This window comes from Aporhodopirellula rubra (assembly GCF_014192335.1).
GTDB lineage: Bacteria > Planctomycetota > Planctomycetia > Pirellulales > Pirellulaceae > Rhodopirellula > Rhodopirellula rubra.
In genome coordinates, this window is record NZ_JACHXU010000001.1 from 507635 (window position 1) to 523365 (window position 15731).

At 57.5% G+C, this 15731-nt stretch carries 12 protein-coding genes; 7 read left to right on the plus strand and 5 right to left on the minus strand.

All coding sequences use genetic code 11. The features are described from left to right. The first annotated feature begins 1034 nt into the window (after positions 1-1034). Entirely contained in the window at positions 1035-2450 is a 1416-nt protein-coding gene (locus FHS27_RS01680; RefSeq protein ID WP_184300794.1) for a glycerate kinase type-2 family protein, read from the plus strand. Positions 2451-2501: 51 nt separating this feature from the next. Here the strand turns inward: FHS27_RS01680 and FHS27_RS01685 are convergent, their stop codons facing one another. The 4 genes from FHS27_RS01685 to FHS27_RS01700 all read right to left on the minus strand — a co-directional run bounded on the left by FHS27_RS01685 (position 2502) and on the right by FHS27_RS01700 (position 9051). Beyond that, positions 2502-4940, minus strand: coding sequence for a serine/threonine-protein kinase (locus FHS27_RS01685; RefSeq protein ID WP_184300797.1), 2439 nt, complete (start codon positions 4938-4940; stop codon positions 2502-2504). 232 nt (positions 4941-5172) lie between these two features. Continuing rightward, positions 5173-5406 (minus strand): hypothetical protein, encoded by a 234-nt coding sequence (locus FHS27_RS01690; RefSeq protein WP_009101124.1) that lies wholly within the window; start codon positions 5404-5406, stop codon positions 5173-5175. A gap of 499 nt (positions 5407-5905) precedes the next feature. Next, a complete protein-coding gene (locus FHS27_RS01695) occupies positions 5906-6715 on the minus strand; it encodes a site-2 protease family protein (RefSeq protein ID WP_184300800.1) in 810 nt (269 codons plus the stop codon). A 74-nt stretch (positions 6716-6789) separates the two neighbouring features. Beyond that, positions 6790-9051, minus strand: coding sequence for a prolyl oligopeptidase family serine peptidase (locus tag FHS27_RS01700; protein WP_184300803.1), 2262 nt, complete (start codon positions 9049-9051; stop codon positions 6790-6792). A 385-nt stretch (positions 9052-9436) separates the two neighbouring features. Between FHS27_RS01700 and FHS27_RS01705 the strand changes: the two genes are divergently transcribed. Continuing rightward, entirely contained in the window at positions 9437-9991 is a 555-nt protein-coding gene (locus FHS27_RS01705) for a DUF4430 domain-containing protein (protein ID WP_184300806.1), read from the plus strand. Positions 9992-10045: 54 nt separating this feature from the next. On the opposite strand, the gene FHS27_RS01710 is transcribed toward FHS27_RS01705, so the two are convergent. Further along, positions 10046-10711, minus strand: a complete 666-nt coding sequence (locus tag FHS27_RS01710; protein ID WP_184300809.1) for a thymidine kinase — start codon at positions 10709-10711, stop codon at positions 10046-10048. Between the two features lie 337 nt (positions 10712-11048). Here FHS27_RS01710 and FHS27_RS01715 point away from each other — a divergent pair, with 337 nt between their 5' ends. The 5 genes from FHS27_RS01715 to FHS27_RS01735 all read left to right on the plus strand — a co-directional run bounded on the left by FHS27_RS01715 (position 11049) and on the right by FHS27_RS01735 (position 15713). After that, complete coding sequence (locus FHS27_RS01715) at positions 11049-12047, plus strand: hypothetical protein (protein WP_184300811.1); 999 nt, start codon at positions 11049-11051, stop codon at positions 12045-12047. After that, positions 12011-12790, plus strand: coding sequence for a class I SAM-dependent methyltransferase (locus tag FHS27_RS01720; RefSeq protein WP_315854453.1), 780 nt, complete (start codon positions 12011-12013; stop codon positions 12788-12790). Before FHS27_RS01715 ends, FHS27_RS01720 begins: the two co-directional genes overlap by 37 nt. 221 nt (positions 12791-13011) lie before the next feature. Further along, positions 13012-13383 (plus strand): DUF3566 domain-containing protein, encoded by a 372-nt coding sequence (locus tag FHS27_RS01725; protein ID WP_184300814.1) that lies wholly within the window; start codon positions 13012-13014, stop codon positions 13381-13383. 220 nt (positions 13384-13603) lie between these two features. Then, positions 13604-14683: a 3-isopropylmalate dehydrogenase gene (leuB, locus tag FHS27_RS01730; RefSeq protein WP_184300816.1), complete on the plus strand. Its 1080-nt coding sequence runs from the start codon at positions 13604-13606 to the stop codon at positions 14681-14683. Positions 14684-14750: 67 nt separating this feature from the next. Further along, positions 14751-15713 carry a phosphatidate cytidylyltransferase gene (locus tag FHS27_RS01735; RefSeq protein ID WP_184300819.1) on the plus strand — a complete coding sequence of 321 codons (963 nt, stop codon included), beginning with the start codon at positions 14751-14753 and terminating at the stop codon, positions 15711-15713. Positions 15714-15731 lie beyond the last annotated feature (18 nt).

Here is a 15731-nt window from a genome sequence, read left to right on the forward strand (position 1 = left end):
CCACGAAACCCGCGAACGACACGAAAGTAAGAACGGAGACCATCTTTCGTTTGGTTCGTAGTTTTCGTGGTTAAAGAATCGAGCTTGGGCCAACGCCTGGATTTAGACCACGAAATACACGAATGACACGAAATTAAGAGCGGAGGCCATCTTTCGTGGTTAAGGAATCGAGCTTGGGCCAACGCCTGGACTTGGACCACGAAATACACGAATGACACGAAATTAAGCGCGGAGGCCATCTTTCGTGTGGTTCGCGCCTTTCGTGGTTAAAGAATCGAGCCTGGGCCAACGCCTGGATTTGGACCACGAAATACACGAATGTCACGAAAGGTAAGAACGGAGACCATCTTTCGTTTGGTTCGTCGCTTTCGTGGTTAAAGAATCGAGCTTGGGCCAACGCCTGGATTTAGGCCACGAAATACACGATTGACACGAAAGTAAGAACGGAGACCATCTTTCGTTTGGTTCGCGCCTTTCGTGGTTAAGGAATCGAGTCTGGGCCATCGCCTGGATTTGGACCACGAAATGCACGAATGACACGAAAGTAAGAACGGAGACCATCTTTCGTTTGGTTCGTAGCTTTCGTGGTTAAGGAATCGAGCCTGGGCCAACGCCTGGATTTAGACCACGAAATGCACGAATGACACGAAAGTAAGAACGGAGACCATCTTTCGTTTGGTTCGTCGCTTTCGTGGTTAAGGAATCGAGCTTGGGCCAACGCCTGGATTTAGACCACGAAACCCACGAAAGTAAGAACGGAGACCATCTTTCGTTTGGTTCGTAGCTTTCGTGGTTAAAGAATCGAGCCTGGGCCAACGCCTGGATTTGGACCACGAAATACACGAATGTCACGAAAGTAAGAACGGAGACCATCTTTCGTTTGGTTCGTAGTTTTCCTGGTCAAAAATATAGTGCAGCACCTGTCTGTCTCTCTGCTCCTGTATCCCCTCCTCGACCTTGGCCGGGGGATCGAGGATGTTTTGTCTTGGTTTTGGGGTGTTTCTTTGGATTTGGGGATTTGGGGATTTGGAACGATGCGTGATCTTTGCCGGGACTCCCAGGCGATTTTTCAGGCTGGTGTGGACGCTGTTCGCGGCGAGACGCTGATGCGGGATTGCGTGCACTTGGATCGGCAACAGTTGACGTTGGGCGAAATTTGCGTTCCGCGGGGCTCGTTCGACCGGATCGTTCTGATCGGCGCGGGTAAGGCGTCGGGGGCGATGGCGGTCGGGTTCGTGGAACGGATTCGCGATTGCGAGCGGGAGTTAGACGCCATCGAGATCGTGGGGCACGTAAACGTGCCCGAGGGCTGTGATCGTGTGCCTGGAGGGATTGATTGGCCGGATGAGTTGACGTTGTGTGCGGCTCGCCCGGCGGGCGTGAACGAGCCGACGGAGGAGTCGATTCGAGGCACCGATCGGATTTTGGAATGGGTGCGAGGCGCGGGGCCGCGAGATTTGGTCGTGATGCTGCTGTCCGGTGGCGGCAGTGCGTTGTTGTGCCGTCCGGTCGCGGGCATCACGCTGGCGGAGAAGCTCGCCGTGATCCAGCGATTGAGCGGCGGTGGCGCGAACATCGCGGAGCTGAACACGGTTCGGAAGCATCTCAGTGATGTCAAAGGCGGAGGGCTCGCGCGGGCCCGTTGCGGCGGTGGGATGGTCACGATGGTGTTGTCGGACGTCCTCGGCGATCCTCTCGATCTGATCGCTTCGGGGCCGACGGTAAAGGACCCGTCGACCCGCGAGGATGCGTTGGCGGTGCTCGCGAGGTTTGATCCGGAGAGACGTTTACCGAAATCGGTCTACGCTGTTCTCGAGGCGGACGCTGTGCCTGAGGCGGATGTGGTGCTCGAGGCGGATGTGGCCCCGGCGCCACGTGAGACCGAGTATCCGATCACGGTAGTGGGCAACAACGCCGTCGCCGTGGACGCGGCCGGGATCGTGGCTGAGTCGTTGGGGTACAACCATGTGATGCAATCGGCGAGGGACAGCGAGGGGCCCGCGGAGGAGGTCGGGGTGCATTTGGCGGACATGACGCTCGGGATGCTCCGCCGCGACCAGAGTTTGCATCGGCAGGACGCGTTGATTACCGGTGGGGAGCCGGTGGTGCAGTTGGCGGACGCGTCGATTCGGGGCAAGGGCGGGCGGAACCAGCAGTTGGTGTTGGCTGCCTATCAGCGATTGCTGGCGAGTGGATTGAGCGACGCGGAGTGGGGCCGGTTGGTGATCTTGTCCGGCGGTAGCGACGGGGAGGACGGGCCGACGGACGCCGCGGGTGCCTATGTCGACGGGGCCGTTCATCGCCGGGCCATGGAGCTGGGGTTGTCGCCCGATGGCTTTCTCAAACGCAACGACGCGTATCGTTTCTTCGAACAAACCGGTGGGCTTTTGGTCACGGGGCCGACGGGCACGAACGTTTGTGACGTGCGGGTGGCGTTGGTGGGGGAATAGAAGCTAGTTGCTAGTTGCTAGTTGCTAGTTGCTAGTTGCTAGTTGCTTTTTTTACCCTGGTCGGTCGAGGCCGATGGAGCCGGCGGATCGTTTTCGGTTGGAGAGGACTTCGCTCATCGTTTCCCAATTCGTTTGCACGCATTGGTAGGCGGCGAAGGCGGCGAGGAGGCCGACCGCGGTTGCGGCGACGGCGGAGGCGACGACGTATTTGGCGATCGTGTCACGCGAGAGCAGCAGTGCGAGTCCGAGTAGCGGGATCCCGGCGGCGGCGAGCAGGAAACGGCCGCACCATTTGCGAATGTCGGCGTGCCGCTGGTCGAACCGTGGGTCTTGCATCGTTTTTCGGATCAGGCACGGGTAGTAAACCGTGGAGGTCATGACGACGAGTCCGAAGAACGGATAGACCGCCGCGACGCCGCCGCAGATCAGGAGTGAGCCGAAGAAGTGCAACGCCGCGACGGGCGGAAGGCTGGGGGAGCCGTTGACGAGCACGAGTGGATAAACGATCGCGGCGGCGAACCACAGCAGCCCGCCGATCCATGCGGCGCGTCGGCCGAGATGCACGGTTCGCAGAATCGCGTCTTGGTCGCTCGAGCCTCCGTCACGCGCCTTCAGGATGGCTGTCGCGACGGGTTTGGCGGTCATCACCATCAGGACGCCACCGAGTGGAAACGCGATCGCATTGACGATGTTGGCGAGGTGGAAGAATCGCGGCTTCAGTTCCGGGTAGCGGCCGATGATTTCGACGTAGTTGTAGAGAAAATTAAAGCATCCGGCGGCGATGTTCGGCAGCAAGATGAACACGGCGGCGATCAGCCACGGTGAAATGCGACCGCATCGGCCTGCCCACGAGTCGCTTGCGGGATCGAACAGTCGTGCGGCGTCGGGGTAGAGCGCCAAACGGAGTCTCGCGCCGAGTTCACCGGCGCTCTGCGGTCGATTCTTTGGGTCGAATTCGATCGCTTGGCGAAGGACTTGTTCGAGCACGCGTTGGGACCCTGCGGTGCTCTCTTCGGGGTGGCTTCGCCGTGACCGGGATGTGCGTTGGGTGGGTGGTGTTTCGATGGTTGTCGGGTTGTTGCGGCGGCGTTCGCGATGTCGTTCGAACCACCGGCGGCCACGCATCGGTGAAGGCTCGTCTTCGAACGGGCGTTGTCCTTGCCAGAGTTCCCACAGCAGGACACCGGTGGAGTAAACATCAGCGAGCGCACCGACCTCGTGATGAGCGGTTGGTTGCGGCGAAAGGTCACAGATCGCATTTGCAACGGCGTGGATTTGTTCCGGTGCCATGTATGCGAGCGAGCCTCCGATTGAGCGTGAGACTTCGTTGGCGATGTTGTCTTCGTCCGGGTCGGTTCCTTGCGCGGTGGCGGTCGTTGACGGTGGCACGCTGAAGCTGACGTTGAAATCGGCTAGTCGTGGAAGGCCTTCGGCGGACAGCAAGACGTTCGCGGGTTTGACGTCGCGGTGGAACACGCCTTGATCGTGAGCGGCTTGTAGCGCGTTTCCGAGTTGCACGCCGATCCATGAAACCACCATGGGCCACGATGACGTGGCGATCCAATCGCGCACGGCGGAATGTTCGGGGACTTGTTGAGACGCGTTGAGGAGTTGTTCGTCGACGCTGTCGAGCAGCACGTGTCCGGTCAGTTCGCTCGCCGTGTCCTCGCCGGGTGGTGAAGCGAGTGAGTCGCGTCGGAATTTTCGCACGCGTGTGACAACACCAGCCAGTGTTCCGCCGGGAAGGTACTGCATGTAAAGCAGGTGTGCGTTATGTCCGGCGAGGTGTCGCTGATCGAAGACGCGAACGATCCCCGGGTGGTCTAATCTCGCGAGCGTTCGTGACTCTTCGGCGTCACTGCCGTCGTGCGTTGTGCCGGCAGAGATCTTTAGCGCGACGAGCCGCCGCATCGGTACTTGTTGAGCGAGGTAGACGCATGCGAACGCGCCTTGCCCGAGCGGTGCGATGACGCGGAACTCATCGACGAGGCAACCGGGCGGCAGTGATCCGGGAAAGAGTTTGGCGGGCAGGTCATTGGATGAAACACTGCCTGATTTTGACTCACGCGCGGGCGTGTCTCTCGCGGCGATTTCGATCGCGGCCTGCATCTGTGCGGCGTGATTGTTTTCTCTGCCGTGCAGTGCGGTTTGGTCGGCATCATGCGCGGTATCAGGTTGGCTTTCATCGGGTGCCGTGGCATCGGCATGTGAGGCATCGTGTTGGCCGGCATCGAGTCGATGTGCATCGAAACGGGGCGTGAGAATGGTTTCGTCGCAGGCGTCATCAAGAGACCGATCGTCGTCTTCTGCGCGGGCGTCTGTTTGGGCCGGTTTGCGGGGTGACGGGCCGTGTGGTTGGTCGCTCGGATGCGAGGGCGTTGCGGGAGGGTTGGTCACGTCACGAGACGGTGAATTTTGCCCCTGATCGGTGGGTGGCGGCGTGGACCGGGGGGCGTTTGAGGCCGCATCGTTCTCATGAGGATCGTTCATGGATCGCGATGCCGTGAGCGTGCAATGGAGGGAGCGAGTGGGTCAGGGGCGAGGCCATCAGATAGCGTATCACGTAATTCTGCGGATGCGGTGTGGGGCGAGATGGGGCGGGGTGATGAGCTCAAAGGGGTATGGACACAAAAAAAGCCACGTTTGACCGAATCGGGCTCGCGTGGCTTGGCAAATGAATCGTCGAAGTCCCTCAGAATCGAGGGCAACCGAAGAGAAACGTCTAGCGACGCTTTTTCTTAGCAGCCTTTTTCTTGACTGCCTTTTTCTTGGTCGCTTTCTTGCGAGTGGACTTCTTAGCGGCTTTCTTAGTAGCCTTCTTCTTGGTCGCTTTCTTCTTAGTCGCCTTCTTTGCAACCTTCTTAGTGGCGCGTTTCTTCACCGACTTTTTGGCTGCACGTTTCTTGACGCTTTTCTTGGCGCTCTTTTTGACGCCAGTCGCTTTTTTCTTGGCCACAACTTCCTCCGCGAGAAAGAAAATGGTTGATGAGTCATTGTGACTTTTCAAAGACTCGATTGCTTCGATCGATGGACCATGAAGGTCTCTCGATCGTTCTCATCGAAGTGCTTTGGAAGCCACCGGCCACGGCTCAACAACACAAGTTTGTAGTCACTTCCGCTTGCTTCAATGTTCCACATTGACCATGCAAGCAAAAGCAACCGTTAACACACTAGCGCGTAACTGTACGCGCTTCCACAAATTCCGCAACATCTTTTTCTAAAAAAAGCGGTTGCGTTAGCAAAGATTTTTGCTACGAGGAATCCGTTTTGCAACCACACGTGCAAAATTTGATCGCATGCTCAGTCGAATTCGTTGTCTGTTTACGTTCGATGCGCATGTCGATTGAACGTGTGTGTTGTCATGTCATCGGATGTGCACGACAGCGGTTCTTCTAGATGAAACAACGTCGCAATCGCAATGTCGATGTGTGCGTGTGCAACGGCATACGCAATGTTTAACGGTATGGACTCTGCATCATCTGGTAGTTGCCGAAGCCCAGTGAGAGAAACAGCAAACCCATGATCGGTTGGTGCCCTTGTGTTAATGCGTAGAAGGCGACGACGCCGGCACTCGCCATGCTGATCCACAACCACGTGTCACCACGATCACCGCTCATCAAAACGAGTGAACGCATCACGCGACCACCGTCGAGCGGGAACACGGGAAGTAAATTCAACAGCGCCCAAAGGACACTTGGGAACACGTAGAACAAAATTAATGCCTTCAGACCCACGCTAGCGACCGGTTTACCTTGGAACCATGGACGCAAACCGTCTAATGGCCAAGGCATTTGGGCAAATGCGGTGACTTCGTAGCGCATTGCAGTGACGAGTCCTGCTACCGCGAATGCAGAGGCGATTTGTGCCAGTGGACCGGCCAATGCGATCACCAAATCAGACACGTGGGTTTCCTGGCGCGAGGAAGAAATGTCGGTAAACCCTCGGCCGTCACTGCGCATCGAAGATGGGATCGCGAGTCCACCGAAATGATACAGCACGATCGTGCTTTCTCGTCCGTAGAAGCGAAATGCGAAGGCGTGTCCGAGTTCGTGGATCAAAATCGACAAGAACAAACATGCCGTCCACAAGAACAACAGTGGGAAGATGCCGGGGCTGCTGTTACCGGTGGTGGCGTCAATATTTTGGGCGAAATCGTATCCGATCACAATCGCGCCAAGCCAGAACGTCCAGGCGATGCGCACCGGGAATCCGAAGAGCGAGAAGTTCAGATCGTACGGTGATTCATCAGGGGCTTGCAGGAACATGATCGTGCGTATCGGTCGCGAAAAGAGATGGAGAGAATGATGGGCTGCGTGCGAAGAAAAAAAATTTTTCTTCGTTACAGATTTTCAATCAAAAAGGACCACAGATCAGCGTACTCGTCGATCTTTTTGCTGGTCGGTGTTCCTGCGCCGTGACCGGCGCGTGTTTCAATCCGAATCAGTACGGGGGTGTCGCATGATTGGGCGGCTTGCAAGGCGGCGGCGAATTTAAAACTGTGACCGGGCACCACTCGATCGTCGCGATCGGCCGTGGTGACTAGCGTTGCGGGATAGCACGAGCCTGGTTTGACGTTGTGCAGTGGGCTGTACGACAACAGGTTGTCGATTTGGTCTTCTTCGTCGCTGCTGCCGAACTCAGTTGCCCATGCCCAACCGATCGTGAATTTGTGGTATCGCAACATGTCCATCACGCCGACAGCGGGCAGACACGCACCGAACAGTTCGGGACGCTGCGTCATGACGGCGCCGACGAGCAAGCCTCCGTTGCTGCCTCCGCGGATCGCGAGTTTATCTGATCGGGTAATGCCCTGATCGATCAGGTATTCTGCGGACGCGATGAAGTCATCGAACACGTTTTGTTTCTTCAGTCGCATTCCGTCTTCGTGCCATTGGCTGCCGTATTCACCACCGCCACGGAGGTTGGCAACCGCATAGACGCCGCCGCTGTCGAGCCATGCGGCGATGGCGGGGGAATACGACGGTGTCAGTGAGATGTTGAAACCGCCGTAGGCGTAGAGCAGCGTGCGATTGCTGCCGTCGTTTTTCTGATCGCGATGGCGGGTGATGAGGATCGGTACCCGCGTGCCGTCTTTGCTCTTGCAGAACACTTGCTCGGTTACGTAATCAGTGACGTCAAAAGGAACTTCGGGACGTAACCACAGTTCACTGTCGCCGGTCGCGACATCGACGCGGTGCAGACTCGGAGGGGTGACGTAGTTGCTGAACGAGAAGAATGTTTCTTTCGCATCGGATCGTCCCCCGAATCCACCCGCGGAACCTTTGCCGGGCAGTGTCACCGCGCCGATCCGTTCGCCGTCGAGAGAGTAACGCACGACTTTGCTGAGTGCGTCGCTGAGATAGCTCGCGTAGATCGTGTCGCCTAACATCGAGACGTCTTCGAGTGTGTCGGTGGTTTCGTCAAAGATGGATTGCCATGTCGATCGATTGACTTCTTGCATCGCATTGGGATCGGCGAGATGTTTTTCGACATCGATGGCGATGACACGTCGTCGAGGTGCGTCGAGATCGGTCAAGAAATACAGCACCGAATCAACGGCAGCGAAGAAGCGATAGTCGGCGTCGAATCCGGTGATGATGGGGCGAACGGGGCCGTCGGCGTTGCGGAGGTCACGCACGAAGACCTGTGTCTTCGGTTCGGTGCCTTTCCAGTTTTCGATGACGAGGAAACGTTCATTTTCGGTGACCGTCGGCGAGAAGCCCCACTGCGGTTCATCGGGACGCGAGTAGACAAGCGTGTCTTCGGATTGTGGCGTGCCTAAGCGATGCAGATACAGCATCTGGTTTTCGTTCGTGCCGGTGAGTTCTTCACCTTCGACGGGTTCGGCGTATCGGGCGTAGTAGAATCCGTCGCTGTTGGGCGTCCAAGCGATGCCGCTGAATTTCGACCACATGACGACGTCGTCGGTGTCTTCACCGGTTTCGGCATTGCGGACACGCCACGTTCGCCAATCGCTGCCGCCGTCGGCGATCGAATAGGCGAGCAGTTTTCCGTCATCGCTCGGATGCCATGAACCCAGTGCGACGGTGCCGTCCTCACTGAGTGTGTTCGGGTCGATCAGCACGGTTCGTTTTTCGGTCAGTTCATCCGCCGAGATGCCAGCGGGGGCGACATACAGAATGCTTTGGTTCTGCAGTCCGTCGTTGTGTGAGAAGAAGTATCGATCGCCACGTCGGACGGGTAATCCGGTGCGAGAATAGTTCCAGAGTTGTTCGAGTTTGTCTCGCATCGGACCGCGAGACGATAACTCGTTGAGGTACGCTTGCGTGACTTCGTTCTGCGCGGTCACCCACGCGGCGGTGTCATCGCTTTCGACATCTTCGAGCCATCGGTAGGGATCAGCCACTTTTCGACCGTGGTAGTCGTCGATGACATCAACGGTCTCGGTTTTGGGATATTGAATCGACTCGGTGTTGGTCATGGGAGCGGTCGTGAATTCAGTCGTGGATTGAGCGTGAACGTGGTCGAAGGGGCTCGCATGAAAGAGGATCGTGGCAACGGCCGCGGCGAGCAAAGCCGGGCTTGTGGACGATTCTGGTGCGCGATGGCATCGATCAAACATCGAGTCAGACATGTTCATTCGTAATGAAGAGGAAAGGGGGTGGGCTGTGTTTCAGCCGCCTTGGACGCCTCGGAACGGTAATAGATACTACGCGTTTGGCCTCGGATAACAAGATGAACCGTTCTCCAGGGGTTCGTTGTGCGGCGGTGAATGCATCTCGTGCATTGTTCATGGTGACCTCAGTGTGCTCGAGCTGGAGGGCTCGCGAGTTACCGCTCAAAAGAGTTGCGGGATGACGTGATTCGTCTGAACCCACCCCACGTGTTCGCCCGGGCAATCCACCCGTGGCATCTCTACACGTCGGTCGCTACGTTGGCAGGATACCCACGGCATCGTTTTCTTTGGGGTGACCTCATTAAGTCGACGATGCCTTCGGCCTTTCCGTTCACTCGTTTCTGGATCCATGATGATGAAAACATCACCGCTCTCTTTTTACGTCAGTCGCTGCGTTTCGCTTTCGTTCCGCAAGCTCGCGATGGTGTGTTCGGTCGCGATTTGTGCCACTGCGATTGGGTTAAGTGGTTGCCGAGTGCAAACGCCGGTGGAGCCCGCGGCAGATGAGAACGTGGCATCGGACGTTGATGCGGCAACGATTGGGACGGTAACCGTCGAAATCGCTAGCGTGAGTGACGACGCGGAGGCGGGTGAATCGGATGCGGGCGAACCGTTGCTCAACAACACCATCGAGATCAGCGAAGGCAGTACGGTTGAGTCGGTGATGAAGAAAGTCGAAAGCCCGGAAGTCGTCATCTCCGGCAACGGCATCACGGCGTTCGTTCAGAGTATCGATGGCGTTGAGACGGACGCGACGCGGGGTTGGACTTACACGGTCGATGGTGAGTTCGCGACCGAGGGGATCGGTTCAACGGAATTGAAAGCAGGGCAAACTGTCCGTTGGCGTTTCACAACGCTCGAAGAAGCGATGGCGACTGAAAAAGCCGTCGAGACTGAAGAATAGTCACGCGAAGGATCGACGCTACGGTAAGCCGGCGGTCATATGGTGCGTCGGCGGTTAGTCGATGAGAGGCAGTTCGTCTTCGCGACGTTCGGACATGCCTTCTTTGAAGTGACGTCGGCAAACCGAGACGTATCGGTCGTTGCCTCCGATTTGAATTTGGCTGCCGTCTTTGATCGTTTTGCCTTCAGCGTCGATTCGCAGCACCATGGTGGCTTTGCGTCCGCAGTGGCAGATGGTTTTGATCTCAACGAGGCTGTCGGACCACGCGAGTAACGCTTCGCTGCCTTCGAAAAGGTTGCCTTGGAAATCGGTGCGTAGTCCGTAGGCGAGAACCGGGGTGTCGTGCCAATCGCAAATGTCGCTGAGTTGGCGAACTTGGGCACGCGTTAGGAACTGAGCCTCGTCCACCAGCACGCAGTGTAGTGAGGACGGGGGCAACGAGGATGGCGGCGACGAAGAAGAATTGTCGGCGACATCCGTGTCTTCACCGGCGAGAAACGTTTCGTAAACGACTTTGAGGTTGTCCGACGGTGTGAAGGTGACCGATTCGGATGCGATCCCGATTCGCGAGGCCACTTTGCCTGGACCGAAGCGGGTGTCGAGTTCGGGGGATAGTATCAGTGTGTTCATGCCGCGCTCGCGATAGTTGTAGCTCGATTGCAGCAGCATGGTTGACTTGCCCGCATTCATCGCGGAGTAATAGAAGTAGAGTTTTGCCATGACGTTAAGATGAGCTGATGGGCGGGCGACGGGCAAATCATAACCCGAAGCCTCGTCATGGGAACGTGTCGGCGAGGATTGAACATTGGTCGCGGAAAATCGCGGCGCGAAAGGTTGCCAGCAGGAAATCCTTGGTGCGGGCAGTCTGGTGTGGGCAGACTGGTGCGGGTGATGTTTCAGAGAGACGGGGGGGAGAAAGAGAGATCGTAGAAAAATAGGAACACGACTTGAAAATCAATCTCGCCCGCCAACTCGCCCGGCGAAAGAGTCGCCGGAGTGAAAGATCGGCCCAGCACGAGATCAGCCAGCACGAGATCGACAAAGCGAATAGATCGATATGGTGAGAAGATCGCATGACCGCGAAACGCTAACGCCGCGGATGCCCGTCGCGGCATGGTTGAGCGTGTTGTCACTCGATGCGGTCTTGGTCGCCGTCGCGTGGCAGCAGTTGTTGATGCTGAGTTTTTGTGATCGCGGGGCGACATGGGCCGAGTGCGGATCGCTCGCGGCGACGGTGTGGTTGGTTTATGTGGCCGATCGTTTGCTCGATGCCGCTCGGTTGGATCTTTCGCAACCTCACACGCTGCGGCATCGATTTTATCTTCGGCATCGACGTGTCTTTTTCGCCGGTTGGGTGGTGTTGTTGTTGGCGGACACGTTGGTGGTCGTTCGTTATTTGTCGCCGGAATTATTGCGGAGTGGATTGGTGTTGGCGTCAGCGGTGTTGGTTTATGGCGCCGGTGTTCATTTCCCTTCGGCGTCGTCGGATGCCAAGGGATCGTTGTTGAGAACCCGACTGCGACCGGCTTTGGTCCCGAAGGAATTTCGTGTGGGTGTGTTGTTCGCGTTGGGCGTTTCACTGACGGCGTGGACGAGTTTGATCTTTCACGGCGATAGCGGCGAAGATCGGCAGGTGTTCTTTTCGCTCGCGGCGGCGACCGTCGCGATGGCGGTGCTGTTTGGAGTCAATTGTGTTTTGGTGGCGCGATTTGAACGACATCTCGATCGAGCGCAATCGTTTGCGTCGATCGCTACCCGGTGGCAAAGTCGCGGGGAACGCGAGATGCAACTTTCGTTGTGCGTGTTTGCGATCGTGGTGACGTTGCCGATGGTGGTGATGATGTTGCAATTGCCCGCGTCGGTGGGGACGGCGGTTGCGGCGTGCGCGTTGGGGTTGTTTGTGTTGGCGTTCGTTTCGGATCGGCGATGTCGGCAACCAACGAGCATGGAGGTTCAGCAAACGACGCAGGACACGTTCACCTTTTTTGACGTGCGAGGTGTTTGGGTGGACGTGATTTTGTGGACGCCACCCATGGTGATTTTGTGTTGCATGTGAACTCGGACACGCGTTCCCGATCGCAACGCGGATATGACCGTTTGGCGGCGATGTATCAGTCGATCGAGCGAATCGCGTTTGGCAGTCAGTTGCAGCGAGCGCGGGTGGCGTTGGTCGACGAACTGCCCGCGTGGGATCGCTTGTTGTTATTCGGCGATGGTGACGGACGTTTGTTGGAACGGCTTTGCGAGCTGCCGCGTGCGTTAGGCGAGGAACGTCGGCTAAACGAAACGCAATCGCATCCGTCACCACGATGGCGGATCACGAGTGTCGATCACAGCGCGGCGATGTTGGGCCGGCAAAGGGCACGCGTGGAGGCGATCGGTGCGATCGAACGTGTGGAGTTTGTACAGGGGGACGCACGCGGGTTTGTTCCGGAGGCGAACGCCTACGATGTCGTTGTGGTGCCGTTTTTCTTGGACTGTTTCGGCCGCGGTGAACTGGAAGAGAATTTGCCGTGCTGGTTGTCAGGGTTGCGTGTCGGTGGTGTGCTGTATCACGTCGATTTTCAAATCCCCGAATCACGTTGGCAACGGCCGCGAGCGAAATTCCTGTTGTGGGCGATGCACCGATTCTTTCGCTGGCAAACGGGACTGCAGAACCGCGAACTGGTTCCGGTGGACGACATGCTGCGGCAGTGTGGTTTGCAAAAGGTGAGTGAACGTGTGGGCGGCAAGGGCATCATCGCGAGTGAGTTGTGGCGACGTGAGTCAGCGAGCCCGTCTGTGCGGGTGACTCCGTAAAGCCCCCGTACGTGTTGCGGTGACGTGGTCGTGATTCGTTGATCGAATGGGCTGACGTTTTTTGCCTCCTTGGCGTCCCAGGCGTGCTCGGCAAATTGGTATGCTGAACGGGCAGACCCCTGTGTGGCCAGCTTGGCATTCGGAGGAGTTGCTTTTCGATTCGTTTCATTCACACATGACGTTGGTTTGAAGACTCGCGTCAACCTCGCAAGGAAACTCCCATGAGCGTGCCTCCCAGTAATCCCTATGGAACTCCCACTGCCGCCTCGTCGATGAGCGGTTTTTCGAGCGGGCAGATGCGTTCGATGCGATTGAAACGTCTCGATCCACTGTCGTGCGGCAAGATGCTCGGGGCGTTGTACGTTTTCATCGGTCTGCTCATGTCCGTGTTCATGATCGCGATCACGGTGCTCGGTGTTGCCGGTGCGGGTGGTAACAACATCGCGGCCGGTTTGGCAGGAGGGGTGATCGGTGCGGTGTTCATGCCCATTTTCTACGGCGTGATCGGTTTCATTGGCGGATTGATCATGGCGTTCCTCTATAATCTGTGCGCCAGCGTCATCGGTGGTATCGAGATGCAGTTCGAGGAATAGCGATGTTTGATTGCGGGCAAATCAGTGCGGCGAACCCAGTGCATTGAACTCAGCGCGAGGAAAGTCAGGCTGGGGAATGTCGGAGTGAAACGCCAGCGATGACGATAGCGTTGGGGCGTCGGGCATCTTGAGTTGGTGCACCCTGGGGCAAGCGGTGAGATTCGGCTAATCTGGGGCGTTTTCGTTACCCGCCTGACTCTCACTCTCACGTCCTCCGACCATGAAACACTCCATCGTCTTGCTTCCCGGTGACGGGATCGGCCCGGAAATTGTCGAACAAGCCCGCCTCGTCCTGGTTGCGATCGCGGATCGATTCGGCCACGAATTCACGTTCAGTTCGCACCAGATCGGCGGCATCGCGATTGATGAAACGGGTGACCCGTTGCCTCAGGCGACCGTGGACGCGTGCCGTTCGGCGTCGGCGATCTTGCTCGGTGCGGTCGGTGGACCGAAGTGGGATGATCCGTCGGCGAAGACGCGTCCCGAGGCGGGGCTGCTCCGCATTCGGAAGGAACTCGGGCTGTTTGCGAATCTGCGGCCGATCAAATTGTTCGATCAGCTCGCCGACGCCTCGCCGTTGCGGGCGGATATTGTTCGCGGCACGGACATTCTGTTTTTCCGTGAATTGACCGGTGGGATTTACTTCGGTGAGTCGGGCAGTTCGGGCGAAGGCGAAGACGAGACGGCGTACCAGTCGATGACGTACTCGCGTCGCGAAGTCAAACGGATCGTGCGGATGGCGGCGACCGCGGCTCGTGGTCGATCGAACCGGTTGACCAGCGTTGATAAAGCAAACGTTCTCGAACCGAGCCGGTTGTGGCGACGGGTGGCGGCGGAAGTCATGGCGGAAGAGTTCCCCGATGTGAACTACGACGTCGTCTTGGTCGATTCGATGGCCATGCACCTGATCAATCGTCCGGCCGATTTCGACGTGGTCGTGACGGGGAACATGTTCGGTGACATCTTGACCGACGAGGCGTCGATGTTGCCCGGATCGTTGGGCATGTTGCCGAGTGCTTCGTTGGGCGAATCAGGACCAGGGCTTTATGAGCCGATTCATGGCAGTGCTCCTGACATCGCGGGCAAGGGAATCGCGAACCCGTTGGCGACGATCTTGGCGGCGGCGATGATGCTGCGGCATTCGCTCTCGTTGAACGACGAAGCGGATCTGATCGAAGCCGCTGTGGCAGGCGTGTTGGCCGATGGATTGCGTACGTCCGATCTGGCTCGTGGTGATTCGGACTCCGCGATCGGCACCGAGGCGATGGGCGCCGCGGTGGTTGCTAAAATTGCCAAATGATCGCGTGTCTGCGATACCGTTTGTTTTCGATTAAGTTGCCAACACTCACTTAGGTCTCAAACGCAGCGTGCCCGATTTTACGACCTATCTTTTGATCGCCGTCATCCTGGCGGCGTTGTCGATCGCGACCATCGTCGGTGTGGTGATGGGGCGGAGCAACACGCCGGGAACGGATGCGGCGCTGATCAAACGTTTCCAATCCAAACTTCGGGTTTGGTGGACGATGGTGGCGGTGTTTGTGATCGGTTCGTTAACCGGCCGGATCGGATTGGTGGTCTTGTTCGCGTTTGTTTCGTTCTGGGGTTTGCGCGAGTTTATCTCGATGACCCCGACACGGCGTGGTGACCATCGGACGTTGTTTTGGATCTTTTTCGTCTTCACGCCGATGCAGTACGTTCTGATCGGATTGGGAAGTCAGAATTACGAGTTCTACACGATCGTGATTCCGGTCTACGCTAGTTTGTTCATTCCGGCTCGGGCGGCGATCGCGGGTGACGCGAAACGGTTTTTGGAACGATGTGCCAAAATCCAATACGGGCTGTTGATCTGTGTGTACTGTCTCTCGCATGCTCCGGCGCTGCTGTATCTCGAACTGGTTCGCACCGGTGGTGAGAAGTGGGACGGCAGTGCGACGAACCTGTTGATGTTTTTCGTGTTGATCGCGCAGTTGTCGTTGACCTTGGAACGGGTTTGGAGTCGGTGGATCGGTTCGCATGTGATCGCGCCGGACATCAACGGATCACGGACTTGGGAGGGCGTGCTCGGTTCGATCATGACAACAGGGGTGATCGCCGCGCTGCTGCGATGGGCGACGCCGTTCTTTTGGTGGGAAGCGTTGTTGATGGGCGTCGTCGTCACCATCATGGCGAGCGTTGGAACGTTGACGATGAGTGCGATCAAGCGTGACCGGGGTGTGACGGACACGGGGACGCTCGTTCAGGGCCACGCCGGAGTGCTCGACCAGATTGATAACATTTGTTTCGCGGCACCGATTTTCTATCACGTGACGCGATTCTTCTTTACCGCTTAGGTTTTCTTCCTACCGACT

Coding starts and splice junctions, on each gene's coding strand:
- FHS27_RS01715 (WP_184300811.1), top strand. CDS start 11,049: ATGGTGAGAAGATCGCATGACCGCGAAACGCTAACGCCGCGGATGCCC.
- leuB (WP_184300816.1), top strand. CDS start 13,604: ATGAAACACTCCATCGTCTTGCTTCCCGGTGACGGGATCGGCCCGGAA.
- FHS27_RS01695 (WP_184300800.1), bottom strand. CDS start 6,715: ATGTTCCTGCAAGCCCCTGATGAATCACCGTACGATCTGAACTTCTCG.
- FHS27_RS01685 (WP_184300797.1), bottom strand. CDS start 4,940: ATGAACGATCCTCATGAGAACGATGCGGCCTCAAACGCCCCCCGGTCC.
- FHS27_RS01705 (WP_184300806.1), top strand. CDS start 9,437: ATGATGATGAAAACATCACCGCTCTCTTTTTACGTCAGTCGCTGCGTT.
- FHS27_RS01710 (WP_184300809.1), bottom strand. CDS start 10,711: ATGGCAAAACTCTACTTCTATTACTCCGCGATGAATGCGGGCAAGTCA.
- FHS27_RS01725 (WP_184300814.1), top strand. CDS start 13,012: ATGAGCGTGCCTCCCAGTAATCCCTATGGAACTCCCACTGCCGCCTCG.
- FHS27_RS01680 (WP_184300794.1), top strand. CDS start 1,035: ATGCGTGATCTTTGCCGGGACTCCCAGGCGATTTTTCAGGCTGGTGTG.
- FHS27_RS01700 (WP_184300803.1), bottom strand. CDS start 9,051: ATGAACATGTCTGACTCGATGTTTGATCGATGCCATCGCGCACCAGAA.